Genomic DNA, 23815 nt, shown 5'->3' with positions numbered 1-23815 from the left:
CCAAAAGGCGGTAAGACCCGACATATCGCAGGCAGTTGTCCACAGGCGAGTGACACGAAACGGTAACGGCAGCAAGAATGCGGGTGTGACGTCGCACGGAACTTTTCACGTGTGGTGTCCGTGTTTCGGGGTGGGCCGGTCCGCAACGCAGAGCGTCGGCCCGGAAAGAACGGGCCGAGGAGGGCCGGGTGACGACCTATGACGATCGAGCGAGCCTCAGTGATCTGACCGCCACCGTGGAGCGTGTCCGCAGTTCGGTGGAGGGAGTGATCGAGGGCAAGCCCGAGGTCGTACGGCTTTCGCTGACCGTGCTGCTCGCCGAGGGGCATCTTCTGATCGAGGATGTCCCCGGCGTCGGCAAGACGATGCTGGCCAAGGCGCTGGCGCGGTCGATCGACTGTTCGGTGCGGCGTATCCAGTTCACCCCCGACCTGCTGCCCTCGGACATCACCGGTGTGTCCATCTGGGACCAGCAGCGCCGGGACTTCGAGTTCAAGCCGGGTGCGATCTTCGCGCAGATCGTGATCGGCGACGAGATCAACCGTGCCTCGCCCAAGACCCAGTCGGCGCTGCTGGAGTCCATGGAGGAACGGCAGGTCACCATCGACGGGCAGACCTACGAGCTGCCCAGTCCCTTCATGGTGGTGGCCACTCAGAACCCGGTCGAGATGGAGGGCACCTACCCGCTGCCCGAGGCCCAGCGCGACCGCTTCATGGCCCGGGTCTCCATCGGCTACCCGAGCGCGGAGGCCGAGCTGCAGATGCTGGACATCCACGGCGGGGTGAACCCGCTGGACGACCTGCAGCCGGTGGCCCACGCGCACGACATCGTGAAGCTGGTCGACGCCGTCCGCGGGGTCCATGTCGCCGAACCGGTCCGGCGCTACGCGGTGGACCTGGTCGCCGCCACCCGCACCCACCCCGACCTCAGACTCGGCGCCTCCCCGCGCGCGACGCTGCACCTGCTGCGCGCGGCGAAGGCGTCCGCCGCCCTGAGCGGCCGGGAGTACGCGCTGCCGGACGATGTGCAGGCCCTCGCCGTGGCCGTACTGGCCCACCGGCTGCTGCCCACCGCCCAGGCCCAGCTCAACCGCCGTACGTCGGAGCAGGTCGTGCAGGAGATCCTGCAGGGCACCCCGGTGCCCGCCGCGCCCGCGCAGCAGACCGGCTTCGGCGGCCTCGGCCGGGGCACCCCGGCCTATCCCCAGCAGCCGCCGCGGAGGCTGTGATGAGCACCGGAGGGACGGGGCACGCGGAGGCCGACCGGGGCGAGCAGGGCGGCTTGCGCACCGCGCTGTCCGGTCTGACCACGCGTGGCCGCTCCTTCCTGGCCGCCGGGGTGGCGGCCGCGATCTGCTCGTACGTCCTCGGGCAGAGCGACCTGCTGCGCGTGGGTCTGCTGCTCGCGGTGCTGCCCCTGGTCTGCGCGGCCGTCCTCTACCGCACCCGCTACCGGGTCGCCGGCAGCCGTCGGCTCTCCCCCGCGCGGGTGCCCGCGGGCAGCGAGGCCCGGGTCCATCTGCGGATGGACAACGTCTCGCGGCTGCCCACCGGCCTGCTGATGCTCCAGGACCGGGTCCCGTACGTCCTCGGCCCGCGCCCCCGGTTCGTCCTGGACCGGGTGGAGGCGGGCGGCCGCCGTGAGGTCTCCTACCGCGTCCGCTCCGACCTGCGCGGCCGCTACCCGCTGGGCCCGCTCCAGCTGCGGCTGAGCGATCCGTTCGGCATGTGCGAGCTGACCCGCTCCTTCTCCACGTACGACACCCTGACGGTGATCCCGCGCGTGGAGCCGCTGCCGCCGGTGCGCCTCAGCGGCGAGGCCAAGGGGTACGGCGACGGACGGCAGCGCTCGCTGGCCCTGGCCGGCGAGGACGACGTCATCCCGCGCGGATACCGCTACGGCGACGATCTGCGCCGCGTGCACTGGCGGTCCACGGCCCGCTACGGCGAGCTGATGGTGCGCCGCGAGGAGCAGCCGCAGCGCGCCCGCTGCACGGTGCTGCTGGACACCAGGGGCCTGGCCTTCCGGGGCGCGGGTCCGGACTCCGCCTTCGAGTGGGCCGTGTCGGGCGCGGCCTCCGTCCTCGTGCACATGCTGGAGCGGGGCTTCTCCGTACGGCTGCTGACGGACACCGGAAGCTCGGTGCCCGGCGAGGGCACCGACGGCTTCGCGGGCGCCAGCCAGGAATCGGCGGACGCGGCCGGGCTGATGATGGACACCCTGGCCGTGATCGACCACTCCGACGGCACCGGCCTGTCGCGGGCCTACGACGTGCTGCGCGGCGGGAACGAGGGGCTGCTGGTGGCGTTCTTCGGCGACCTCGACGAGGAACAGGCCGCGGTGGTCGGCCGGATGCGCCAGCGCAGCGGGGGCGCCCTCGCCTTCGTGCTGGACAGCGAGACCTGGGTGCGGGAACCGTCCGACGTGGCCGGGCCGTTGGACAGGAGCGAGGAGCGGCTGCGGATGCTGCGGGAGGCGGGCTGGACGGCGCTGAGCGTGCCGCGGGGCGCCTCGCTGAACGAGCTGTGGCGCCAGGCGGACCGTGAGCGCTCGGGCGTCGTCGCCGCCAGTGGTGGGGAGGGACCGGCATGAGCGGGCGGGCACGACTGGCACTGTGCGCCGCCGTGGCCACACTGGCCGCGGCGAGCGCCCTGCTGCCCCTCGTCGACGAACCCACCTGGCTGTTCCAGGCGGCCTTCCTGCTGGCCGTGCAGACCGGTGTCGGCATGGCGGCCCGCAGGGTGCCGCTGGCCCGTTCGCTGACCGTCGCCGCGCAGGCCCTGGTCACGCTGATGCTGCTGACCCTGACCTTCGCCCGGGAGCAGGCGCTCATCGGGCTGATCCCGGGACCGCAGGCCTTCACGCGATTCGCCGACCTGCTGCAGATGGGAACCGACGACGTCAGCAGGTACGCCATCCCGGCGCCGTTGTCCGACGGCATCCGGCTGATGCTGGTCGGCGGTGTCCTGGTGATCGGGCTCGCGGTGGACACCCTCGCGGTGACCTTCCGCAGCGCGGCCCCGGCCGGGCTGCCGCTGCTCGCGCTGTACTCGGTCGCCGCGGGCCTGTCCGACGGCGGCGCCGACTGGCTGTGGTTCCTGGTCGCGTCGGCCGGCTATCTGATGCTGCTGCTGGCGGAGGGCCGCGACCGGCTCTCGCAGTGGGGCCGCGTCTTCGGCGGCGCACCCCGCGCCCCGGGCGGTGAGACCACCGGGGCGCTGGCGCCGGTGCGCACCGGGCGGCGGATCGGCGTGGTCGCGCTGGGTATCGCCCTGGTCGTGCCGCTCGGGCTGCCCGCGATGAACGGCGGCCTGCTGGACGGCGCCGGCACCGGAGTGGGCTCCGGTGCCGGGAGCGGCGGCACGATCTCCGCGGTGAACCCGCTGGTGTCGCTGCGCGACAGCCTGAACGTGGACGAGGACCGCCAGGTCCTCTCCCTGCGCACCACCACGAAGGACCTGTCCAACCTGTACCTGCGGATCGTGTCCCTGGACGACTTCGACGGCACCACCTGGAAGCCGTCCAAGCGGAACATCACCTCGGTCCCTGACGAGCAGTTCCCCACCCCCATCGGCCTCGGCGCGGACATCAAGCGCACGGAGATCGCGACCCGGATATCGGCCGCCAACTGGTACGCCCAGGACTGGCTGCCGATGCCGTACCCGCCGAGCGGCGTGGACATCGAGGGCAACTGGCGCTACGAGCCGCTGGGCATGACCCTGGTCGGCGACCACGGCCAGAACACCCGCGGCATGACGTACACGGTCCGCAGCCTGGACGTGCAGCCCACGGCGGAGCAGCTCGCCTCGGCGCCGGAGCCGTCGGCGGCCATCAAGCGGGAGTTCACCGAGCTGCCGTCGTCGCTGCCGGAGGAGGTCGCCCGGACCGCGCGCGAGGTCACCGAGGGCGCGAGCGGCCACTACGAGCAGGCGGTCAAGCTCCAGGAGTACTTCGCCGTCACCGGCGGCTTCCAGTACGACACCGAGGTGCAGGTCGGCAGCGGTTCGTCGGCGATCGTCCGGTTCCTCAGGGACAAGCAGGGCTTCTGCGTCCACTTCTCCTTCTCGATGGCGGCGATGGCCCGCTCGCTGGGCATACCGGCCCGGGTCGCGGTGGGCTTCGCGCCCGGCACCCCGCAGGGCGACGAATCGGTGTCGGTGGGCCTGAAGGACGCCCACGCCTGGCCGGAGCTGTACTTCGAGGGCGTCGGCTGGACCCGCTTCGAGCCGACCCCGACCCGGGGCTCGGTGCCCTCGTACACCCAGACGAACACCCCCGGCAACACCCTGCCGGACGTGGCACGGCCGACCCAGTCGGCGAGCTCGGCGCCGAGCGCCGCCCCCTCGGAGAGCGAGAGCTGCGCCGCGGGCGGCAGGCCGGAGCTGTGCGCGAGCGAGTCCCCGCAGGCCGCACTGGCCTCGGACGACGACGGCCCGAAGTGGTACACGATCCTCGGCTGGTCCCTCGCCGGACTCGCCGCCCTGCTGATCCCGCTGGCGCCCATGCTGTGGCGGCTGCGGACCAGAGCGGTGCGGCTCGGGGCGCACGGCCGCGGTGAGGCGGACGTGGCGCCGCACATCCTGGCGGTCTGGCAGGAGCTCACCGACACGGCGTGGGACTTCGGCATCGCGCCGGAGGAGTCGCAGACCCCACGCAAGGCGGCCGCCCGGATCGTGCGGCTCGGGCACCTGGACGGGGAGGCGGCGGCCTCCGTGCACCGGGTGGCCGACGCCGTGGAGCAGGTCCTGTACGCCCCCCGGCCGCGCCCGACGGCGGGGCTCGCGGAGGACGTCCGCCGGGTGGTCGCCGCCCTGCGGGACACGCTCAGCCGGGGCACGCGGCTTCGAGCGATGTTCCTGCCGCGTTCGACCGTGCGTGTGGTGTGGGCGACGGCAGCGTGGTGGAGCGGGCTCAAGAAGCGGGTCGCCGCGACCCGGCCGCCGGTGGGCAGGCCCTCGGGGCAGCGGGGCTGACCGAGGGGCGACAGCAGAGAAGGCCCGGGCGGGTGCTGTCCGCCCGGGCCTTGCTCGTCGTCTCACCGCCGGCCTGTTTGAGCGCGTGCGTGAGGGGGCGACCACCCCGCGGTGGTCGCCCCCTCACGTATGTCCAGGAGCTGCGGCTCGTTGCCTCAGTGGCCCTGCTCGTCGCGGCGCCGCTGCCAGCGCTGCTCGATCCGGTCCATCATGGAGCGCTTGGCCCGACCCTGTCGACCGGCCTGCTGACCGCCTGCGGGCTGTTCACCCGGCTTGGGGGCCTTGCGCCAGCCGGTCACGGCGAGTACCGCACAGCCCAGCATGACGAGGAACCCCACCACGCTGAGCCAGACCTGCTTGGCGACCATTCCAGCCATGAGGAGCGCGATACCCACGAGGAAGCCGGCCACCGCCTGGTACACCCGACGCCGGGTGTACGTGCGCAGCCCGCTTCCCTCAAGCGCTGTCGCGAACTTGGGATCTTCGGCGTACAGCGCTCGCTCCATCTGCTCGAGCATGCGCTGCTCGTGCTCCGAGAGCGGCACGGAGTCCTCCTCATCGTGCAGTCGCCGGGGCGACCCGGGGGGTCCCTTCAGGATAGGCAGGGAATCGCCCCCGTGAAACCCGCCCCTCTACGCCAATTGGCCAACCGGGATCCGCCATGGACGTCTCGGCTCGCTGAAATCTGCATTCCCCAGCGGCCGACCCGTCATGCCGGGCGGTCTCCCTCGATCATACGGCGCTGGCCGCCCGATCGGGGGGCCTGTGGCGTACTCCATGTGCGGCCAAGTACCTGATCAGCGGCGCGCCTCAGGAGCCGGCTCAGGTCTCGGTGGTCCCCCGCGGCTCACCGAGCACATGGAGCTGCGTGGCCACCGAGTGGAAGGCGGGCAGCTCGGCCGCCGCCTCCTCCAGCTTGAGCAGCGCTTCCAGGGCTCCGGGTTCGGTGTCCACCAGGACGCCGGGCACCAGGTCGGCGAAGACCCGTACGCCGTGCACGGCGCCGACCCGCAGGCCCGCGCCCTCGACCAGTGCGGTGAGCTGCTCGGCGGTGAAGCGGTGCGGCACGGGGTCCCCGGCGCCCCAGCGGCCGTTCGGGTCCTCCAGGGCCTGCTTGGCCTCCTTGAAGTGACCGGCGAGGGCCCTGGCCAGCACGGCACCGCCGAGTCCGGCGGCGAGCAGGCTCAGGACGCCCCCCGGGCGCAGGGCGGCCACGGCGTTGCGGACGCCCTCGGCCGGGTCGTCGACGTACTCCAGGACGCCGTGGCACAGCACCGCGTCGTAGCCGCCGCGCTCGACCACGTCGAAGAGACCGTGGGCGTCGCCCTGAACGCCCTGGACGCGGTCGGCGACGCCGGCCTCGGCGGCGCGGCGCTCCAGCGCGAACAGGGCGTTGGGGCTGGGGTCCACCACGGTGACCCGGTGACCGAGGCTTGCCACCTGCACCGCGAACTTGCCGCTGCCGCCTCCGGCGTCGAGGACGTCCAGCACCTCCCGGCCGGTGGCCTTGACCTGGCGGTCGAGAGCCTCCTGGAGGACTTCCCACACCACCGCGGTGCGCAGCGAGGCGCGGGGACGGGGGTCGGAGCGCAGCGACGTCACTTGAGGGTGGTGGTGGGCGACGGGCGGGCGCATCGGGTCCGACACGGCTGTTGACTCCTCGGCGCGGCACCGCCTCTGGTTGCGGCGGAGCGAACGGGCTGCCGTCCGGCCCGGAGTACCGGAGCGGGACGGCTTCAGGCGTCTCCCACCCTATTGCCTTCGGCGCCGGACCTGTCACCGCGTGCCGCCGCGGGCCCTCAGCCCGCGTCCGGGAAGCCCTGGCCCGGGGGTCCCCCCTCTCCCTGCTCGATGTCCTGGCGGGGCTGTGGAAGCACGGGCTGGAGGACCAGCATCCGCTCGACGAGCCGCAGGAACATCGCCACGTCCCGGATCAGGTCGTCGGCGTCCCGGCGGCTGGCCGCGCCCTGGATGCCCGCTTCGGCCCGGGCGCGGCGCCGGGCCCCGGAGGCGAACAGCGCGCTCCATTCGGTGAGCTCGGGCGCTATCTCGGGGAGCACTTCCCAGGCGCTCCTGATGCGGGCCCGGCGTCGGAGTGACGGCTCGGGGCGTCCTCGCGCGGCGAGGACGGCGGCCGCGGTGCGCAGGGCGGCCAGGTGGGCCGTCGCATAGCGCTCGTTCGGGGTCTCCAGGACGGCTGCCTCGTCGAGTCCGGCGCGGGCCTGGGCGAGCAGGTCGAGGGCGGCGGGCGGGGCCGTGGCCCGGCGCAGCACGGGGTGCACATCGCTCGCCGGGCCGGTCAGTGAGGGGGCAGGGCCGGTGGCGCGGCGCCGGCGGGCGGCGGCTGCGTGGTAGCTGGCCATGACGAACCTCCTGTCGTCTGTGTGACGGCACGGGTGCCGTATGTGCCCATCGTGAGGTATGGCACTGACAATCCGTTCTGACCTGCACTTTTGCTTCGATCGACAGTTCGGGTTAGTTTTTGCACTGACCAGTCAGTTCAAAAAAGGGGATGGGGGAGCCGTGGCCGCAGCAGGCGTCACGGCCCAGGGCCTCGGCCTCGAAGGGCCCCGCGGATGGGCGTTCCGCGGGGTCTCCTTCGAGGCGGACCCGGGCTCACTGATCGCGGTGGAGGGACCGTCCGGATCCGGGCGCACGTGTCTTCTGCTCGCGCTCACCGGACGGATGAAGGCCACCGAGGGCACGGCCCGGGTGGGCGGGGCCGCGCTGCCGAAGCAGCTCGGGGCGGCGCGACGCCGCAGCGCCCTCGCCCACGTCCCCGGTGTCACCGACCTGGACCCGGCGCTCACCGTCGCCGAGCACCTGCGCGAGCGGGCGCTGCTCCAGCGGCGGTTCGGCGGCTCCCTGCGGGGACTGCTGCGTCCCCGGGTGGAGCGGGCGACGGAGACCCGGTTGCGGATCGACCGGGCCCTGGCCGGCGCCGGACTCGACCTGGATGCCCTGCCGAAGGGCTCCAGGACCGCCGTGCGCGATCTGGAGCGGGTGGAGGCGCTGCGGCTTTCGGTGGCGCTGGCGCTGATCGGCGAGCCGGGGCTGCTGGGCGTGGACGACACCGACCTCAAGCTCTCCGACGCCGAACGGGACGTGGTCTGGGCGCTGCTGAAGTCGATCGCCGAGTCCGGGACGACGGTGCTGGCGGTGTGCAGCGAGGCGCCGGAGGGGGCGGTCGCCGTGTCCACGGCACCCCGGGAGGACGGGGGGCGGGACGAGGCCGAGCCCGACGACGGGCGCGAGGACGAGGCCGCCGGGCAGGAAGACGGGGGCCCGGAAGAAGCCCGGCAGGAAGACGGGCGCCCGGAAGAGGCCCCGCAGGACGACGAGGGTCGGCAAGAGGCCCGGCGGGACGACGCGAAGGGGGTGTCCGCCGATGCGTTCGCCGAAGCTCGCCGCGCTTGAGATCCGGCGGTTCGGGCGGGGAAAGCTGCCGCGCGCCGCCCTGGTGGCGCTGCTGGTGCTGCCGCTGCTGTACGGCGCCCTGTACCTGTGGTCCTTCTGGGACCCGTACGGCCGTCTGGACCGTATCCCCGTGGCGCTGGTGAACGACGACAGGGGCGCGAAGGCCGACGGGAAGAAGATCACCGCGGGCGACGACATCGTCGAACGCCTGCGCGACAGTGAGGTCTTCGACTGGCACGAGGTCAGCTCCGACGAGGCCCGCGCGGGCGTGGAGGACGGCACGTACTACCTGTCCCTGACCATGCCGGCCGACTTCAGCGAGCGGATCGCGTCCAGCTCCGGGAAGTCCCCCGAGACCGGCGCGCTCCAGGTGCGCACCAACGACGCCAACAACTACATCGTCGGGCAGATCTCCCGGACGGTGTTCAGCGAGGTGCGCGACGCCGCGTCCACCAAGGCCTCGCGGTCCTTCCTGGACCGGATCTTCATCTCGTTCTCCGACATCCACGGCGAGACGGTGAAGGCCGCCGAGGGCGCCGACAAGCTGGAGAGCGGCATCGGGAAGGCCGAGAAGGGCTCGCGCGACCTCGCCGACGGGCTGAAGGACGCCAAGGCGGGCAGCGGCAAGCTGGCCAAGGGGCTGAAGAAGCTCGACAAGGGCGCGGGCGACCTGGAGGACGGCTCGGCGAAGGTCGCCGAGGGCACCCAGAAGCTCGCCGACAAGGTCAACGCGACCGCCGAGAAGGTCGGTCCGTTCCTGAAGGACAACGAGAAGACCATCGGCGGCACCGCCCAGCTGGTCGCCGACGCCTCCGGGGCGATCCGCGACAACCTGGACGCCCTGGTCGAGCGGGCCCCGACCGCCGCCGAGAACGCGCGCAAGGCCTCCGACGACCTGAACCGCGTCCACAAGGCGCGCTGCGAGGACGCCGTCCTGCCCGACGCGGCCTGCGCCGACCTGAAGACGGCCAAGGACGCCGCCGCGGACGTGGCCGGGATCGCCGACGACGTCAACACGCTGATCGCCGACCAGGCCGGCGACCTGGACAAGCTCGACGGACACCTGGCCACCCTGGAGAAGCAGGCGCAGGCCCTCGCCGACCGCGCGCCGCACCTCTCCGAGGACCTCGACGACGCCGTCACCAAGATCAACGACCTGAACGAGGGCGCCGCCAAGGTCGCCGCCGGCGCCGGGAAGCTCCACACGGGGCTCGGCACGGCCAGCACCGGGGCCACGGACCTGGACGAGGGCGTCGGCGACCTCAGGACCGGTGCCAAGGACCTCAAGTCGGGCCTGTACAAGCTCGTCGACGGCTCCGGGGACCTCTCGGACGGGCTGCACGACGGCGCCGAGCAGATCCCCGACTACGGCAAGCGGGACCGCGACGAGCGCACCGAGGTGATGGCCGACCCGGTCCGGCTGGTCTCCGAGGACCTGCACAAGGCGCCCAACTACGGCACCGGGTTCGCGCCGTACTTCATCCCGCTGTCCCTGTGGGTGGGATCGATGGTGGCGTACATGCTGATCGCGCCGATGAACCGGCGGGCCCTCGCGGCGGGCGCCTCGGCCTGGCGGATCGCGCTGGCGGGCTGGCTGCCGGTGGTGGCGATCGGGGTGCTCCAGACGGTGGCCCTGATGTCGGTGCTGCACTGGGCGGTGGGGCTCCAGATGGCCCGCGCGGGCGGGACGGTGGGCTTCCTGTTCCTGGTGACGGCGTGCTTCGCCTCGATCGTGCAGTGGCTGAACGCCCGCTTCGGGGCGGCCGGCCGGATCCTCGTGCTCGCGCTGCTGATGCTCCAGCTGACGTCCGCGGGCGGCACGTACCCCGTACAGACCAGCCCTGGCTTCTTCAACGCCCTCCACCCCTTCCTGCCGATGAGCTACGTCGTCGAGGCCCTCAGGAGGCTCATCACGGGCGGCGGGCTGGAACCGGTGTGGCACGCGTGCGTGGTGCTCGCCGTCTTCACCGCGGGCGCCCTCGCGCTGACCGCGCTGTCGGCGCGCCGCCGCCAGGTGTGGACGCTCGACCGGCTGCACCCGGAGCTGAGCCTGTGAGCACGCGCGGGACAATCATGGCCATGGACAGCAGCAACGCCGCGTCGGGCGGCAGCACGCGCCGTGAGGCCACCCGGCAGAAGCTCTACGAGGCCGCCGTCACCCTCATCGCAGAGCAGGGTTTCTCCGCCACCACGGTGGACGAGATCGCCGAGCGGGCCGGGGTCGCGAAGGGCACGGTGTACTACAACTTCGCGAGCAAGTCGGTTCTCTTCGAGGAGCTGCTGCGGCACGGCGTGGGCCTGCTCAAGGCCTCCTTGCAGGACGCGGCCGAGCGGACGGACCGCGACGGCGGCACCAAGGTGGACGCCCTGGACGCGATGATCCGCGCGGGGCTCGGCTTCATCGCCGCCTACCCGGCCTTCACCCAGCTGTACGTGGCCGAGCTGTGGCGCACCAACCGGGCCTGGCAGTCCACCCTCATGGTGGTGCGGCAGGACGTCGTGGCCGTGGTGGAGGGCGTGCTGCGCGACGGCGTGGCGAACGGCGAGTTCAGCGACGAGATCGACATCCAGCTGACCGCCGCCGCCCTGGTCGGCATGGTGCTGGTGGCCGCTCTGGACTGGCAGTCGTTCCAGCCGGAGCGCTCCCTGGACGACGTCCACGCGGCGCTGTCGCGGCTGCTCCAGGGACGGGTGAGCGGCCGGGGCTAGGCCCCACCCCGCCCACGGCGCACACGAAAGCGCCGGTCCGCCGTGGCTACGTTCCCCCGCGTGCCACCCCGCGAACCGGCGCTTTCGCCGTACGCCCCCGTTGTCCCCCGTCGGTCCCCCGTCCGGTCGTGTCCCCCGGGTTCCCCGTGTCTCGCTTCCGCCGACGCGCGGGCCGGCGGAAGGAGCGGATCCAGGGCGGCTCCGTTCCGGCGCCCCGTGTCGCCGGTGCCGGAGCCGGTCCCTTTCTCCGTGCCTCCACTCTCTCGTTCCCGCAGGTCGTCCCCCATCCGCGCGCGTACTCATCTCCGCGCCTAGGTATGCGTACTCAGTCGTGCGCGTCCGGGCCCATGCCGACCGGCCCCCGGCCTGGCTACCATCGCGTCCGTGTCGGTACTCCCCCTCGTCTTCACGAGCGGCTGGGCCAGCGGCATCAACGCGTACGCGGTGGTGCTGCTCCTCGGCGTCTTCGGCGCGACCGGGGTGAGCGAGGAGGTCCCCGAGTCGCTCCAGCGCCCCGAGGTGCTGATCGTGGCGGGTGTGCTGTTCCTGTGCGAGGCGGTCGCCGACAAGATCCCGTACGTCGACTCCGCGTGGGACTCGGTGCACACGGTGATCCGTCCGGTCGTCGGCGCCTGGATCGGCGCGCTGCTCGCCGGGCAGAGCGGATCGCTGCCGGAGGTGGCGGCGGGTCTGGTCGGCGGTTCCTCGGCGCTGGCCGGCCACGCGGTCAAGGCCGGGACCCGGATGGCGGTGAACACCTCCCCGGAGCCGTTCAGCAACGTGATCGTGAGCCTGGCCGAGGACCTCGGCGTCGGCGCGCTCGTCACGTTCGCGATGTTCAACCCGGAGGCTGCCGCGATCATCGCCGGGGTGCTGCTGCTCGCCGGTCTCGGTGTGCTGTTCTTCCTCGCCTCGCGCATCCGCCGGTTCCTGCGCCGCAGGGCCCAGGGCCGGGAGGAGCGGCGGTTGGCGGCGCGGCCCGAGCGGCCTCCGCCGCCGTGACTGTCAGTGCTCGCGGATAAAGTCCCTCACATGGCAAGGATTGCGGTGATCGGCGCCGGGACCGGCGCGATGGCGGCCGCTGCACGGCTGGCCGTCGCGGGCCACCGGGTGACGGTGTACGAGCGTACGGAGACGTACGGCGGAGCGGTGCGCCGCTTCGAGCGGGACGGCTTCTCCTTCGACACCGGCCCCGGCCTGCTGCCCCTGCCCGCGGTCTGGCGCGATGTGTTCGTCAAGACCGGCAAGGAGCCCCTGGAGGACTGCGTCGACCTGGTCCAGGTCGACCCGTCGTCACGGCATGTGTTCGCGGACGGCACCGACGTCGCGCTGCCGAACGCCTCCCGCGCGGGAGTCGTCGCCGCCCTGGACGAGGCGCTCGGCGCGGGCACGGGCGGGCGCTGGGGTGACTTCCTGGTGCGGGCCCGCGAGGCGTGGGACCGCAGCCGCAGACCGCTCCTGGAGGAGCCCCTGTGGCCCAACTGGCAGGTCCTGGCCGAGCGCGAGCCCTATCCGGCGGTCCCCCACAAGCGGCTGCTCCGGACGCGGAGGGCCACCACCCTCGCCGAGATCGGCGCCTGGGAGCTGCGCGACCCTCGGCTGGCGGCACTGCTGGAGAGCCACGCCCTGGCATATGGCCTGGATCCCGAGGTAGCTCCGGCGAGCGCGGCCGTCCTGCCGTACATGGAGCACGCCTTCGGCACCTGGTATGTGCGCGGCGGCATCCGGGAGTTGGCGCGTGCGCTGTACGAGCGGTGCCTGGCCCGGAAGGTCGAGTTTCACTTCGGCGCCGTGGTGACCGGGGTCGTGGAGAAGGACGGCCGGGCGGCGGGTCTGGAGCTCGCCGACGGGACGGTGACCGAGGCTGACCTCGTCGTCGGCGGCGGGCCGTGGCGGCTCGGCCATCTGGTGCGCGGCCGGGAGCTGTACGGCGTGGCGGACGTCGAGCCCCGGCCGGAGGGGTCGGCCCACGGCCGGGTCGTGGTCTGTCTCGCCCTGCGTGGCGCGCGCGAGGCGGCGGCCGCGCATCTGACGGTGGTGCACACCCCGGACCGGCAGTCCGAGTTGGGGGCCTTCGGGCTCGGTGAGCCGCCCGGGCGGCCGACCGTCCGCGTCTGTCGCCCCGACGACCCCGCCCTGCGGCCCGACGAGAAGCACGAGCCGGTGGTGCTCACCGCGACGGTGCCCTCGCAGACCCACTACGACTGGACGGCCCCGGGCGCCGCCGACTCCTTCGCGGACCGGATGGTGGAGGCCGCCGAGCGCGCGGTACCGGGCCTTCGTGAGCGGACGCTGTGGCGCGAGGTCCGTACCCCGGTGCACACCCGCGCGGAGACCGGCGCCGAGGGCGGCGGAGTGCCCGCGCCCGCGCTGGCCGCGGCGGAGGGGACGTTCCTCCACCCGGCCAACAGCACCCGGATACCGGGCCTGTTCAGCGTCGGCGGCTGGTCGCACCCCGGCGGTGGGCTCCCCCACGCGGGCATGTCGGGCGCGCTGGTCGCCGGACTGATCGTGGAGGGCCCGGACTTCCAGGGCTCTCAATGACGACGGCGCCGAGAGCCGGCAAGGCCCTCGGCGCCGCTCGGTGAAGATCGCTCAGAAGCGGTACTGCTCGTCGTACCCGCCACCCTGCTGCCCCTGGCCGCCCTGGTACGGATACGGCTGCTCCGGCGGGAGTTCGCCGCCGTAGGGGTCCTCGGTGGTGCGCTGCTGCGGGACCCACACCCCGCCGGGCGGGGTCTCGCCGGTGTAGGTGCCGGTGACGTACTGGTCCTGGGCGTAGCCCTGCTGGCCGTACTGCTGGCCGTAGCCGGTGTCGTACGAGCCGCCGCCGTAGGTCTGGGTGCCGATGTACGGGTCGGAGTAGGCGGCGTACTGCTGCTGACCGGTGGTGTCGTAGCCGTACTGCTGCTGGTCGTACCCGGTGTAGCCGTCGTAGCCGTAGGACTGCTCACCACCCTGGGCGGCCGTCGCGTACTGCTCCTGGGGCTGGTAGGAGGGGTCCGGGGTGGTGCCGTAGACGCCGTAGGAGCCGGTGTCGTCCGGCATCGGCTGCGGTTCGTAGACCGCCGTGGTCTCGGCGGCCGAGGGCTGCGCCGCACGGGAGGGGGTGAAGACGTCGTCGCGGTCGTAGGCGTCGTCCTGGCCGTAGCCCGCGCGATCGCCGTAGCGCTCGTCCTCGCCGTAGTGGCCCTCGTCCGCCTCGAGGTCGGAGACCTCCAGGGTCGGGTCCTGGCGGTCCGGCTCACCGCGGCGGCGCTTGCTGCCGGCCAGCGCCGGAGCGTTCACCGCCCAGCCGGAGGCGAAGCCGCGGCGGAACGACAGCGTGACGTAGGTCTGGCCGACCGCGAAGGCGGCGGCACCCAGACCGATGACGATCACCTGCGAGATCAGCACCCCGCCGACGACGCCGAGGAAGCCGCCGAAGGCGAGCAGCCGCCAGCGCAGGCGTGCCTTGTACTGCAGCAGCACCTCGCCCAGCAGCCACAGCGCGACGACGCCGAACGCGATGTAGAGGACCGTCCAGCCCATGTACGCCCCTCTCCCAGTGGCCGTTACGCAGTGTGTCGTACAGCGGTGCGACCGGTCTAGGCCTGCGGAGGATGGTGCAGACCCAGGTTCTCGTAGATCTCCAGTGTCGCGGTGGAGTTGTTGAGCGTGATGAAGTGCAGGCCGGGTACTCCCTCGGCCAGCAGCCGCGCGCAGAACTCCGTGGCGAACTCGATGCCAATGGAGCGTACAGCGGCCGGATCGTCTTTCGCTGTGAGGATCCGCTCTTTCAGAGCCGCCGGGAAGGCCGCGTTGGTGAGGGACGGAATCCTCTCCAGGGTCTTCACACTGGCGATCGGCATGATCTCGGGGATGATCGGGGTCTCGCACCCGGACGCGGCGACCCGGTCCCGCAGCCGGAGGTAGTCCTCCGGGTCGAAGAACATCTGGGTGATCGCGTAGTCGGCGCCGGCCCGGCACTTGTCCACGAAGTGCCGGACGTCGGTCTCCCACTCCGCGGAGCGCGGGTGCATCGCCGGGAAGGCCGCGACGCCCACGCAGAAGTCACCGGAGGCCTTGATCAGCTCGACGAGCTCGGCCGCGTAGGTGAGGCCCTGGGGATGCGGCACCCAGTCGCCCATGGGGTCGCCGGGCGGGTCGCCGCGCAGCGCCAGCATGTTGCGGATCCCGGCGTCGGCGTACTGCCCGATGATGTTGCGCAGGTCGGCCACCGAGTGGTCGACGGCGGTGAGGTGGGCGATCGGGGTGAGCGTGGTGTCGGAGGCGATGGCCTCGGTCGCCTTGACCGTGCCGGCGCGGGTGGTGCCGCCCGCGCCGTAGGTCACGGAGACGAAGTCGGGCGCCACGGCCTCGACCCGGCGCAGCGCGTTCCACAGGTTCCGCTCGCCCTTCGGGGTCTTCGGGGCGTAGAACTCGAACGAGTACGTCGTCTTGCCGGTCGCGAGCATCTCGCGCACGGTACGAGCGTGGTCCGACCTGGTGGATGCGGTGCCGAGGGCCATACCCGCAGGTTAGCCAGGGGGCGTCGGTCCCCCAACCGGACGGTGGGTATTTGCCCGATTTGTCGGGTTGTTGTCCAGCCCTTGGACAAACGGTGGCCGCCGGGGGCTACTGAGCCTGCCGCAGCCGCTTCGAGAACTCCGCCGCCGCGGCACCCGGGTCGTCCGCCTCCGTGATCGCCCGCACGACGACGACCCGGCGGGCGCCCGCGTCGAGGACCTCGTCGAGGTTGCCCAGGTCGATGCCGCCGATGGCGAACCAGGGGCGGTCGGTACCGAGGGCCGCGGTGTGCCGGACCAGGTCCAGGCCCGGGGCGTGCCGACCGGGCTTGGTGGGGGTCGGCCAGCAGGGGCCGGTGCAGAAGTAGTCCACGCCCTCCTGGGCGGCCGCCGCCTCCGCCTCGGACTCCGCGTGTGTGGAGCGGCCGATGACGACGTCCTCGCCGAGGATCGCGCGGGCGGCCGGGACCGGCAGGTCACCCTGGCCGAGGTGCAGCACGTCGGCGCCCGCGGCGTGGGCCACGTCCGCGCGGTCGTTGACCGCGAGCAGCTTGCCGTGGCGCGCGCAGGCCTCGGCGAAGACCGCGAGGTGATCCAGCTCCTCGGCGGCCTCCATTCCCTTGTCCCGCAGCTGCACGATGTCGACACCGCCCGCCAGGGCCGCGTCCAGGAACTCGGCGAGGTCGCCCTGGCGCTTGCGGGCGTCCGTGCAGAGGTACAGCCGGGCGTCGGTGAAGCGGTCTCGGGCGGTGGCGGGCATACGTGTTCCCCCGTGGTCGGTGGTGTACGGGCCGCGGACCGGCCGTGGCCCGTACACCGGGACTGTTGATCAGGTCAGACGGCGAGCGCCTGGGCGCGGCGCTTCACCTCCGTGCCGCGATTCTCGCTCAGGGCCTGCGCGGGGGTGCCGGGCAGGCTCTCGTCGGGGGTGAAGAGCCACTCCAGCATCTCTTCGTCGGTGAAGCCGTCGTCCCGGAGCAGCGTCAGAGTGCCGGCCAGGCCCTTGACGACCTTCTGCTCGGCGCCGTCGATGAAGGCGGCGGGGACGTGCAGCGCGCGGTTCTCACCACGGCGTACGGCGATGAGCTGGCCCTCCTTGACCAGCTGCCGCACACGTGTCACCTCGACGTCGAGCATTTCGGCGATGTCGGGGAGGGTGAGCCAGGCGGGGACGAGAGCATCGATCTTTGCGTCAATCTCGGTCACGGAAACAAGCCTGCCATCCCGCACTGACATCAGGAAGCCAGGCGGCTCCGACCAGGCCGGACCGCGGCTACGCGAGCGCCGACTTCAGCGGCCTCGCCGGGTCCTCCAAGAGCGTCGGGTCCAGGTGCGCGCCCGCCTCGATCAGCTTGCGGCCCTGGGCCAGGTCCCGGGGCCTGCCGACCGCCAGCAGGGCGACCAGCCGGCCCTCGCGCAGCCAGCAGACGCTCCAGGCGGGGCCGGCGGGGTCGCCGCGCCACACGGTGAGGTCGGCGGAGGCGTGGTGTCCGGCGTACTGGACGAAGCGGCCGAACTGCTCGGACCAGAAGTACGGGACCGGGTCGTAGACCAGCGGGGTCTCACCGATGATGTCGGCGGCCACCGTGCGCGGGCCCTGGAGGGCGTTGTCCCAGTGGTGGACGAGGAGCCGCTCGCCGTACCGGCCCGAGGGGAAGGAGGCGCAGTCGCCGACCGCGTACACGTCCGCCACCGAGGTGCGCAGCCGGTCGTCGGCGACGACCTCGCCGTACGTGCCCAGCTCGATGCCGGAGCCCGCCAGCCAGGCGGTGGCGGGCCGGGCGCCGATGCCGACCACGACGGCGCCCGCGGGCAGCCGCGAGCCGTCGTCGAGGACGACCTCGCCGGGCTCGACATGGGCCACGCGCGCGTGGGTGCGCAGGTCGGCCCCGCTGTCGGCGTACCAGGCGGTCATCGGCGCGGCCACGTCGGCGGGCAGCGCGCCCGCGAGCGGCCGGTCGGCGGCCTCGACGACCGTCACCGAGCAGCCCGCCTCCCGCGCGGCGGTGGCGAACTCGGCGCCGATCCAGCCGGCCCCGACGACCACGATGTCGTGCTGCCGGGCGAGCACCGGCCGCAGCCGCTCGGCGTCGTCGAGGGTGCGCAGCAGATGCACCCCGGGGACGCCCTCGGCTCCCGGCAGCCGGATCGGTTCGGCACCGGTGGCGAGGACGAGGACGTCGTACGGGACGGGCCCCTCGGCGGTGTCCAGCTGATGGTCGCCGGGGCGCACGCCCAGGACCTCGCGGCCGAGTCGCAGGTCGATGCCGAGCGCCTCGAAGTCCACGTCGAAGGCGGAGTCCTCGGCCTTGCCGAGCAGCACGGCCTTGGACAGCGGGGGCCGGTCGTAGGGCTGGTGCGGTTCGGCGCCGATCACGGTCACCGTGCCCGAGAAGCCCTGTTCGCGCAGGGCGACCGCGGTCTGGACCCCGGCCATGCCGGCGCCGACCACCACCACCGTCCGCTGCGACGTCTTCTGCTCGCTCACCTGATCACCCTAGCCAACTGACAAACTGTCAGTCAGCCGTCGTGCCGCGTGACCTGCTCCACAACGCTGGTCCCGGATCCCGGCTGGGACTCCCACTCCCAGGTCTCCTCCAGGCGCACGCGCCCGTCGGGCAGCTCCACCACGGTCGACACACAGTGCCCCGACGAGGTGGTCCCGTCGTGCTTGAGCTGCACGTACCGGAAGTCCAGCCGGTCACCCTCCCGCCTACCCACCAGATGCCCGCGTACGACATCGCCGCCCGCGTACTCGGCCCAGATCTCGCCGTCCTTCTCGTGGTATGTGAACCGGGTGCGGGTGCCCACCTGACCTGGGGCCTGATCGGTGACAGGGGCGAGGACGAGACCGTCGAGCGAGCGGGCCACGGGCGGAGGCTCCCTTACTGAGACATACGGCGGGCGGCTAGGGTGGCCAACGTAGAGCACTCGCGGGAGCCCGGACGCACCGGGCTGAGAGGGAGGCTGGCGGCCTCCGACCGTACGAACCTGATCCGGGTCATGCCGGCGAAGGGAGGGGCTGGACGCCCATGTCGCGTACGCCAACGTCAGACGTCCTTGTCATCGGGGGCGGGATCATCGGCCTGGTCACGGCCTGGAGAGCGGCTCAGCGCGGCTTCTCCGCGGCCGTGCTGGACCCCGAGCCGGGCGGCGGCGCCGCCCAGGTGGCGGCCGGAATGCTGGCCGCCGTCACGGAACTGCACTACGGCGAGCAGACGCTGCTCGGCCTGAATCTGGCCTCCGCCCGCCGCTACCCCGACTTCGCGGCAGAGCTCGCCGACCTCACCGGCCAGGACCTCGGCTACCGCCAGTGCGGCACCCTCGCGGTCGCGCTGGACGCCGACGACCGGGCGCACCTGCGGGAACTGCACGCGCTGCAACAGGAGTCGGGGCTCGACTCCGAGTGGCTGTCGGGGCGGGACTGCCGGCGGCTCGAGCCGATGCTCGCACCGAGCGTGCGCGGCGGGCTGCGGGTGGACGGCGACCACCAGATCGATCCGCGCCGGCTGGCGGAGGCGCTGGTGACCGCCTGCGAGCGGGCCGGGGTGGTCTTCCACCGGGACTGGGCCGAGCGGCTCGTGGTGACCCGGGACCGGGCGGCGGGCGTCGTCACGCGCGCGGGTGCCGAGCCCGCGGCCGGGCAAGTGGTCCTGGCCGCCGGGAGCCTGAGCGGACGCCTCGCCGGTGTCCCCGACGCCGTGCTTCCCCCCGTGCGGCCCGTCAAGGGGCAGGTGCTGCGGCTGACCGTGCCGCGGCGGCACGCGCCGTTCCTGAGCCGGACCGTCCGCGCGGTGGTGCGCGGCAGCCAGGTCTACCTGGTGCCGCGGGAGAACGGCGAGCTGGTGGTCGGCGCGACCAGCGAGGAGCTCGGCTGGGACACCACGGTGACCGCGGGCGGCGTGTACGAGCTGCTGCGCGACGCGCACGAGCTGATGCCCGGCATCACCGAGCTGCCGCTGACGGAGACCCGGGCGGGGCTGCGGCCCGGGTCACCGGACAACGCGCCGCTGCTCGGCCCGACGGAGCTGGACGGCCTGCTGCTGGCCACGGGCCACTACCGCAACGGCGTGCTGCTGACACCCGTCACCGGTGACGCCCTCGCCCATGCCCTGGCCACCGGTGAACTCACCGACGAGGCCCGCCCGTTCAGCCCGAAGCGATTCGCCCGGCAGTTCGCCCTCACGGAGCAGCCCGTATGAACATCTCGGTCAACGGCGAGCGGCGGTCGATCGAGCCCGGAACGGCTCTCGACACGCTCGTGAAGTCCCTCACCGCGGCGCCCTCCGGAGTGGCCGCCGCCCTCAACGAAACCGTCGTCCCGCGCGCGCAGTGGTCCGCGACCTCCCTGTCCGAGGGAGACCGGGTCGAGGTCCTCACGGCCGTCCAAGGAGGCTGACCCATGGCCGACGATCCCTTTGTCCTCGGCGGTACGTCCTTCTCGTCCCGGCTGATCATGGGCACCGGCGGTGCGCCCAGCCTGGAGGTGCTGGAGCGGGCGCTCGTGGCGTCCGGAACGGAGCTGACCACCGTCGCGATGCGGCGGGTGGACGCCTCGGTGCACGGATCCGTGCTGTCGGTGCTGGACAGGCTCGGCATCCAGGTGCTTCCGAACACGGCCGGGTGCTTCACGGCCGGCGAGGCGGTCCTGACCGCCCGTCTCGCGCGGGAGGCGCTCGGCACCGACCTGATCAAGCTGGAGGTCATCGCCGACGAGCGGACCCTGCTGCCGGACCCGATCGAGTTGCTGGACGCGGCGGAGACGCTGGTGGACGACGGTTTCACGGTGCTGCCGTACACGAACGACGACCCGGTGCTGGCCCGCAGGCTCGAGGACGTGGGCTGCGCGGCGATCATGCCGCTGGGCTCTCCGATCGGCTCCGGCCTCGGGATCCGCAACCCGCACAACTTCCAGCTGATCGTGGAGCACGCGCGCGTGCCGGTGATCCTGGACGCGGGCGCCGGCACGGCCTCCGACGCGGCGCTGGCGATGGAACTGGGCTGCGCCGGTGTGATGCTCGCCTCGGCGGTGACGCGGGCGAAGGAGCCGGTCCTGATGGCCGACGCCATGCGCCACGCGGTGGAGGCCGGGCGTCTCGCGCACCGGGCGGGCCGGATCCCCCGCCGTCACTTCGCGGAGGCGTCGTCACCGGTCGAGGGCAGGGCGGTGCTGGATCCGGAGCGGCCCGCGTTCTGACGAAGCGTGGGTTGCGTCACAGGTCGGCTTCAGTACCGCCCCTATCCCGGACTGAGAGCCGGCCGTGTCAGTCGCTGCTCGTACACTCGCCTGCGTGGATACGACCCTTCAGGACCCGCTGGTCGGGCAGGTGCTCGACGGACGTTATCGCGTGGAAGCGCGAATCGCCGTCGGCGGGATGGCCACGGTCTACCGGGCCGTGGACACCCGGCTCGACCGCGTGCTCGCCCTGAAGGTGATGCACCCCGGCCTCGCGGCCGACGCGACCTTCGTGGACCGGTTCATCCGGGAGGCCAAGTCCGTCGCCCGGCTCGCGCACCCCAATGTCGTCCAGGTCTTCGACCAGGGCACCGACGGGTCCTACGTCTATCTCGCGATGGAGTACGTCGCCGGCTGCACCCTGCGGGACGTGCTGCGCGACCGCGGGGCCCTGCAGCCCCGCGCCGCCCTGGACATCCTGGAGCCGGTGCTCGCCGCGCTGGGCGCCGCGCACCGGGCCGGTTTCGTGCACCGGGACATGAAGCCGGAGAACGTGCTGATAGGGGACGACGGCCGGGTCAAGGTCGCCGACTTCGGGCTCGTGCGCTCCGTGGACTCGGTCACCAACACCACCGGTGCCGTCCTCGGCACGGTCGCCTATCTCGCCCCCGAGCAGATCGACCAGCCCGGCACCGCCGACGCCCGCGTCGACGTGTACGCGTGCGGTGTCGTCCTGTACGAGATGCTCACCGGCGAACAGCCGCACAGCGGCGAATCCCCCGCGATCGTGCTCTACAAGCACCTGCACGAGGACGTGCCCCCGCCCTCGGCCGTCGTCCCGGGGCTGGCCTACGAGCTGGACGCGCTGGTCGCCTCGGCCACCGCGCGCACCCCGGACGTCCGCCCGTTCGACGCGGTCGCCCTGCTCGCCGAGGCCCGCGACACCCGTGCCGCGCTCGGCGCCGAGCAGCTGGACGCGCTGCCCCCACAGGCGCTCTCCGCCGATCACGACAACGCCGAGGACCGCACCAGCGTGATCCCGCGTTCCCTGACGGTGCCGCGCCCCCTGCCGGTCAACGAGGAGGAGGAGCGGGACCGCCGCTTCCACACGAGCCGCCTGGAGAGCGCGCCGCTGCCTCCGGCCGACCGGCCCCGCGCCGGGTCCTCCCGCCGCGGTCCCCTCGCCCTCGTGGTCGCCGTCCTGCTCGTCCTCGGCGTCAGCGCGGGCGTCTGGTACATCAACTCCGGCCAGTTCACCCAGGTCCCGGCGCTGCTGACGAAGACGGAGGCGCAGGCCGAGGACCGGCTGGCGGACGCCGGTCTGGAGCTCGGCAAGGTCGAGCTCGCCTTCAGCGACACCGTCAAGCGCGGCCAGGTCATCAGCACCGACCCCGCCGCGGGCAGCCGGATCCGGCACAACGACTCCGTGAACCTGACGATCTCCAAGGGTCCCGAGGTCGTGAAGGTCCCGGACCTGGCGGGCCACCGCCTGGACAAGGCCCGGGCGCTGCTGAGGGACGACGGGCTGGAGCCGGGCATGGTGACCCGGGAGTTCAGCGACTCCGTGCCCAAGGGCTTCGTGATCTCGACGAACCCCGAGGCCGGCACCGAGCGCCGCTCGGGCTCCGCCGTCGCGCTGGTCGTCAGCAAGGGCGCCCCGGTCGACGTGCCGGACGTCCTCGGCGACAGCCTGGAGGACGCGCGGGCCGAGCTGGAGGAGGCGGGCCTGAAGGTGCGGGTCGCGGCCCAGGAGGTGACCTCCTCCGAGTACGACAAGGGCCAGGTCGCCGCGCTGGACCCGGAGGCCGGCACCGAGGTCGTCACGGGTGACACGGTGACGCTGACGCTGTCCAAGGGCCCGGAGATGGTCGAGGTCCCGGACGTGGTCGGCGACAAGGTCGACGACGCCAAGGCGGAGCTGGAGGCCGCGGGCTTCGAGGTCGACGAGGACCGCGGGCTGCTGGGGCTGTTCGGCGACACCGTCGAGAGCCAGTCCGTCGAGGGCGGCGAGACCGCGCCCAAGGGCTCGACGATCACGATCGAGATCCGGTGACGACAGACCGATGACCCGGCAACCGTTCCGCAACCCCGTCGGCGGCCATGTCCCCGTGGCCGGCGGCCTGAACTCCGTCGGCCTGACCTATGCCCGTGATCTCAAGGCGGAGACCGTGCAGGTCTTCGTCGCCAATCCGCGTGGCTGGGCCACCCCGGTCGGCAACCCCCGGCAGGACGAGGCGTTCCGCGCCGCCTGTGCGGAGGAGTCGATACCGGCGTACGTCCATGCCCCGTACCTGATCAACTTCGGTTCGCACACCGAGGCGACCGTGGAGAGGTCGGTGGAGTCGCTGCGGCACTCGCTGCGGCGCGGGCGGGAGATCGGGGCGCTGGGCGTGGTCGTCCACACGGGCAGCGCGACCGGCGGCCGGGACCGCTCGGTGGCGCTGCGGCAGGTACGGGAGCACCTGCTGCCGCTGCTCGACGAGCTGACCCACGACGACGACCCGTTCCTGCTGCTGGAGTCCACCGCGGGGCAGGGCTTCTCGCTCTGCTCGCGCACCTGGGACTTCGGGCCGTACTTCGAGGCCCTGGACGCCCACCCGAAGCTGGGCGTGTGTCTGGACACCTGTCACATCTTCGCCGCCGGCCACGATCTGACCGGGCCGAGCGGAATGCATCAGACGCTCGATCTGCTGGTGGACACGGTCGGTCAGGGCCGGCTGAAGCTGATCCACGCCAATGACTCCAAGGACGTGGTCGGCGCCCACAAGGACCGGCACGAGAACATCGGCTCAGGACACATCGGCGAGGACCCCTTCCGCGCGCTGATGACCCACCCGGCCACCGAGGGCGTACCGCTGATCATCGAGACGCCCGGCGGCAAGGAGGGGCACGCGGCGGACGTGGAGCGGCTGAAGAAGCTCAGGGAGATGTCGACGCCCTAGTGCCGCGTCAGGCAACGATCGCCCCGTCGCGTCGCCCGGCACGCCGAGAGCACGCACCGGACGCCGCTCCTTGACGGGCAACGTTGCCT

22 protein-coding genes and 1 riboswitch are annotated in these 23815 nt (G+C 72.7%); of the genes, 13 read left to right on the top strand and 9 right to left on the bottom strand.

Annotation, left to right across the window (positions count from 1 at the left end; translation table 11 throughout):
* Positions 1-188 precede the first annotated feature (188 nt).
* From ACWDRW_RS21905 to ACWDRW_RS21895, 3 genes are read left to right on the top strand one after another with little or no spacing between them, the layout of a single operon-like run.
* Entirely contained in the window at positions 189-1229 is a 1041-nt protein-coding gene (locus ACWDRW_RS21905) for an AAA family ATPase (protein WP_451725481.1), read from the top strand.
* A complete protein-coding gene (locus ACWDRW_RS21900) occupies positions 1229-2593 on the top strand; it encodes a DUF58 domain-containing protein (RefSeq protein WP_451725480.1) in 1365 nt (454 codons plus the stop codon). Before ACWDRW_RS21905 ends, ACWDRW_RS21900 begins: the two co-directional genes overlap by 1 nt.
* Positions 2590-4974: a transglutaminase TgpA family protein gene (locus ACWDRW_RS21895; RefSeq protein ID WP_451725479.1), complete on the top strand. Its 2385-nt coding sequence runs from the start codon at positions 2590-2592 to the stop codon at positions 4972-4974. Before ACWDRW_RS21900 ends, ACWDRW_RS21895 begins: the two co-directional genes overlap by 4 nt.
* Positions 4975-5129: 155 nt before the next feature.
* On the opposite strand, the gene ACWDRW_RS21890 is transcribed toward ACWDRW_RS21895, so the two are convergent.
* The 3 genes from ACWDRW_RS21890 to ACWDRW_RS21880 all read right to left on the bottom strand — a co-directional run bounded on the left by ACWDRW_RS21890 (position 5130) and on the right by ACWDRW_RS21880 (position 7337).
* Positions 5130-5519, bottom strand: a complete 390-nt coding sequence (locus ACWDRW_RS21890; protein WP_451725477.1) for a DUF3040 domain-containing protein — start codon at positions 5517-5519, stop codon at positions 5130-5132.
* Positions 5520-5796: 277 nt separating this feature from the next.
* Positions 5797-6621 (bottom strand): methyltransferase, encoded by an 825-nt coding sequence (locus ACWDRW_RS21885; RefSeq protein ID WP_451725476.1) that lies wholly within the window; start codon positions 6619-6621, stop codon positions 5797-5799.
* 152 nt (positions 6622-6773) lie between these two features.
* Positions 6774-7337: an SAV_6107 family HEPN domain-containing protein gene (locus ACWDRW_RS21880; protein ID WP_451725475.1), complete on the bottom strand. Its 564-nt coding sequence runs from the start codon at positions 7335-7337 to the stop codon at positions 6774-6776.
* 160 nt (positions 7338-7497) lie between these two features.
* Between ACWDRW_RS21880 and ACWDRW_RS21875 the strand changes: the two genes are divergently transcribed.
* The 5 genes from ACWDRW_RS21875 to ACWDRW_RS21855 all read left to right on the top strand — a co-directional run bounded on the left by ACWDRW_RS21875 (position 7498) and on the right by ACWDRW_RS21855 (position 13644).
* Positions 7498-8391, top strand: coding sequence for an ATP-binding cassette domain-containing protein (locus tag ACWDRW_RS21875; RefSeq protein WP_451725474.1), 894 nt, complete (start codon positions 7498-7500; stop codon positions 8389-8391).
* Positions 8363-10447: a YhgE/Pip family protein gene (locus ACWDRW_RS21870; protein ID WP_451725472.1), complete on the top strand. Its 2085-nt coding sequence runs from the start codon at positions 8363-8365 to the stop codon at positions 10445-10447. The genes ACWDRW_RS21875 and ACWDRW_RS21870 overlap by 29 nt, the downstream gene beginning before the upstream one ends.
* Positions 10448-10470: 23 nt before the next feature.
* Positions 10471-11100 (top strand): TetR/AcrR family transcriptional regulator, encoded by a 630-nt coding sequence (locus tag ACWDRW_RS21865; RefSeq protein ID WP_451725471.1) that lies wholly within the window; start codon positions 10471-10473, stop codon positions 11098-11100.
* Between the two features lie 384 nt (positions 11101-11484).
* Positions 11485-12102, top strand: a complete 618-nt coding sequence (locus tag ACWDRW_RS21860; protein ID WP_451725470.1) for a DUF4126 domain-containing protein — start codon at positions 11485-11487, stop codon at positions 12100-12102.
* A 30-nt stretch (positions 12103-12132) separates the two neighbouring features.
* Positions 12133-13644: a phytoene desaturase family protein gene (locus ACWDRW_RS21855; RefSeq protein ID WP_451725468.1), complete on the top strand. Its 1512-nt coding sequence runs from the start codon at positions 12133-12135 to the stop codon at positions 13642-13644.
* Positions 13645-13695: 51 nt separating this feature from the next.
* On the opposite strand, the gene ACWDRW_RS21850 is transcribed toward ACWDRW_RS21855, so the two are convergent.
* The 6 genes from ACWDRW_RS21850 to ACWDRW_RS21825 all read right to left on the bottom strand — a co-directional run bounded on the left by ACWDRW_RS21850 (position 13696) and on the right by ACWDRW_RS21825 (position 18479).
* Positions 13696-14631 (bottom strand): SCO2102 family sporulation regulator, encoded by a 936-nt coding sequence (locus ACWDRW_RS21850; RefSeq protein WP_451725467.1) that lies wholly within the window; start codon positions 14629-14631, stop codon positions 13696-13698.
* Between the two features lie 56 nt (positions 14632-14687).
* Entirely contained in the window at positions 14688-15611 is a 924-nt protein-coding gene (gene metF, locus ACWDRW_RS21845; RefSeq protein ID WP_451725465.1) for a methylenetetrahydrofolate reductase [NAD(P)H], read from the bottom strand.
* A 106-nt stretch (positions 15612-15717) separates the two neighbouring features.
* Complete coding sequence (gene thiE / locus ACWDRW_RS21840; RefSeq protein ID WP_451725463.1) at positions 15718-16368, bottom strand: thiamine phosphate synthase; 651 nt, start codon at positions 16366-16368, stop codon at positions 15718-15720.
* A gap of 74 nt (positions 16369-16442) precedes the next feature.
* Complete coding sequence (locus ACWDRW_RS21835) at positions 16443-16814, bottom strand: Rv2175c family DNA-binding protein (protein ID WP_451725461.1); 372 nt, start codon at positions 16812-16814, stop codon at positions 16443-16445.
* Between the two features lie 67 nt (positions 16815-16881).
* On the bottom strand, positions 16882-18045 hold the full coding sequence (locus ACWDRW_RS21830; RefSeq protein WP_451725614.1) for an NAD(P)/FAD-dependent oxidoreductase: 1164 nt from the start codon (positions 18043-18045) through the stop codon (positions 16882-16884).
* An 83-nt stretch (positions 18046-18128) separates the two neighbouring features.
* A complete protein-coding gene (locus ACWDRW_RS21825; RefSeq protein ID WP_451725459.1) occupies positions 18129-18479 on the bottom strand; it encodes a hypothetical protein in 351 nt (116 codons plus the stop codon).
* A gap of 52 nt (positions 18480-18531) precedes the next feature.
* Positions 18532-18643, top strand: a riboswitch (TPP riboswitch).
* On the opposite strand from ACWDRW_RS21825, the gene thiO reads away from it, so the two are divergent.
* The 5 genes from thiO (at position 18641) to ACWDRW_RS21800 (ending at position 23726) form a co-directional block, all read left to right on the top strand.
* Positions 18641-19810 carry a glycine oxidase ThiO gene (gene thiO / locus ACWDRW_RS21820; RefSeq protein ID WP_451725458.1) on the top strand — a complete coding sequence of 390 codons (1170 nt, stop codon included), beginning with the start codon at positions 18641-18643 and terminating at the stop codon, positions 19808-19810. Its footprint overlaps the riboswitch before it by 3 nt.
* Positions 19807-20007 (top strand): sulfur carrier protein ThiS, encoded by a 201-nt coding sequence (thiS, locus tag ACWDRW_RS21815; RefSeq protein ID WP_451725456.1) that lies wholly within the window; start codon positions 19807-19809, stop codon positions 20005-20007. Before thiO ends, thiS begins: the two co-directional genes overlap by 4 nt.
* Before the next feature lie 3 nt (positions 20008-20010).
* Positions 20011-20805, top strand: a complete 795-nt coding sequence (locus ACWDRW_RS21810; RefSeq protein ID WP_451725455.1) for a thiazole synthase — start codon at positions 20011-20013, stop codon at positions 20803-20805.
* Between the two features lie 94 nt (positions 20806-20899).
* Positions 20900-22837 carry a Stk1 family PASTA domain-containing Ser/Thr kinase gene (gene pknB, locus ACWDRW_RS21805; RefSeq protein ID WP_451725453.1) on the top strand — a complete coding sequence of 646 codons (1938 nt, stop codon included), beginning with the start codon at positions 20900-20902 and terminating at the stop codon, positions 22835-22837.
* Positions 22838-22847: 10 nt separating this feature from the next.
* On the top strand, positions 22848-23726 hold the full coding sequence (locus ACWDRW_RS21800; protein ID WP_451725451.1) for a deoxyribonuclease IV: 879 nt from the start codon (positions 22848-22850) through the stop codon (positions 23724-23726).
* The last annotated feature ends 89 nt before the right edge of the window (positions 23727-23815 follow it).

The sequence above is a fragment of the Streptomyces sp. NPDC003635 genome (assembly GCF_053587635.1).
The sequence above is the reverse complement of the archived record's forward strand: the minus strand, read 5'-3'. Positions and strand labels throughout refer to the sequence as shown.

Excerpts from the sequence above, each read along its gene's own strand:
- ACWDRW_RS21830 (WP_451725614.1), bottom strand. The coding sequence starts at position 18,045 with ATGGCCGGGGTCCAGACCGCGGTCGCCCTGCGCGAACAGGGCTTCTCG.
- ACWDRW_RS21895 (WP_451725479.1), top strand. The coding sequence starts at position 2,590 with ATGAGCGGGCGGGCACGACTGGCACTGTGCGCCGCCGTGGCCACACTG.
- metF (WP_451725465.1), bottom strand. The coding sequence starts at position 15,611 with ATGGCCCTCGGCACCGCATCCACCAGGTCGGACCACGCTCGTACCGTG.
- ACWDRW_RS21900 (WP_451725480.1), top strand. The coding sequence starts at position 1,229 with ATGAGCACCGGAGGGACGGGGCACGCGGAGGCCGACCGGGGCGAGCAG.
- thiE (WP_451725463.1), bottom strand. The coding sequence starts at position 16,368 with ATGCCCGCCACCGCCCGAGACCGCTTCACCGACGCCCGGCTGTACCTC.
- thiS (WP_451725456.1), top strand. The coding sequence starts at position 19,807 with ATGAACATCTCGGTCAACGGCGAGCGGCGGTCGATCGAGCCCGGAACG.
- ACWDRW_RS21850 (WP_451725467.1), bottom strand. The coding sequence starts at position 14,631 with ATGGGCTGGACGGTCCTCTACATCGCGTTCGGCGTCGTCGCGCTGTGG.
- thiO (WP_451725458.1), top strand. The coding sequence starts at position 18,641 with ATGTCGCGTACGCCAACGTCAGACGTCCTTGTCATCGGGGGCGGGATC.
- ACWDRW_RS21870 (WP_451725472.1), top strand. The coding sequence starts at position 8,363 with ATGCGTTCGCCGAAGCTCGCCGCGCTTGAGATCCGGCGGTTCGGGCGG.
- ACWDRW_RS21865 (WP_451725471.1), top strand. The coding sequence starts at position 10,471 with ATGGACAGCAGCAACGCCGCGTCGGGCGGCAGCACGCGCCGTGAGGCC.
- ACWDRW_RS21800 (WP_451725451.1), top strand. The coding sequence starts at position 22,848 with ATGACCCGGCAACCGTTCCGCAACCCCGTCGGCGGCCATGTCCCCGTG.
- ACWDRW_RS21880 (WP_451725475.1), bottom strand. The coding sequence starts at position 7,337 with ATGGCCAGCTACCACGCAGCCGCCGCCCGCCGGCGCCGCGCCACCGGC.
- ACWDRW_RS21810 (WP_451725455.1), top strand. The coding sequence starts at position 20,011 with ATGGCCGACGATCCCTTTGTCCTCGGCGGTACGTCCTTCTCGTCCCGG.
- ACWDRW_RS21855 (WP_451725468.1), top strand. The coding sequence starts at position 12,133 with ATGGCAAGGATTGCGGTGATCGGCGCCGGGACCGGCGCGATGGCGGCC.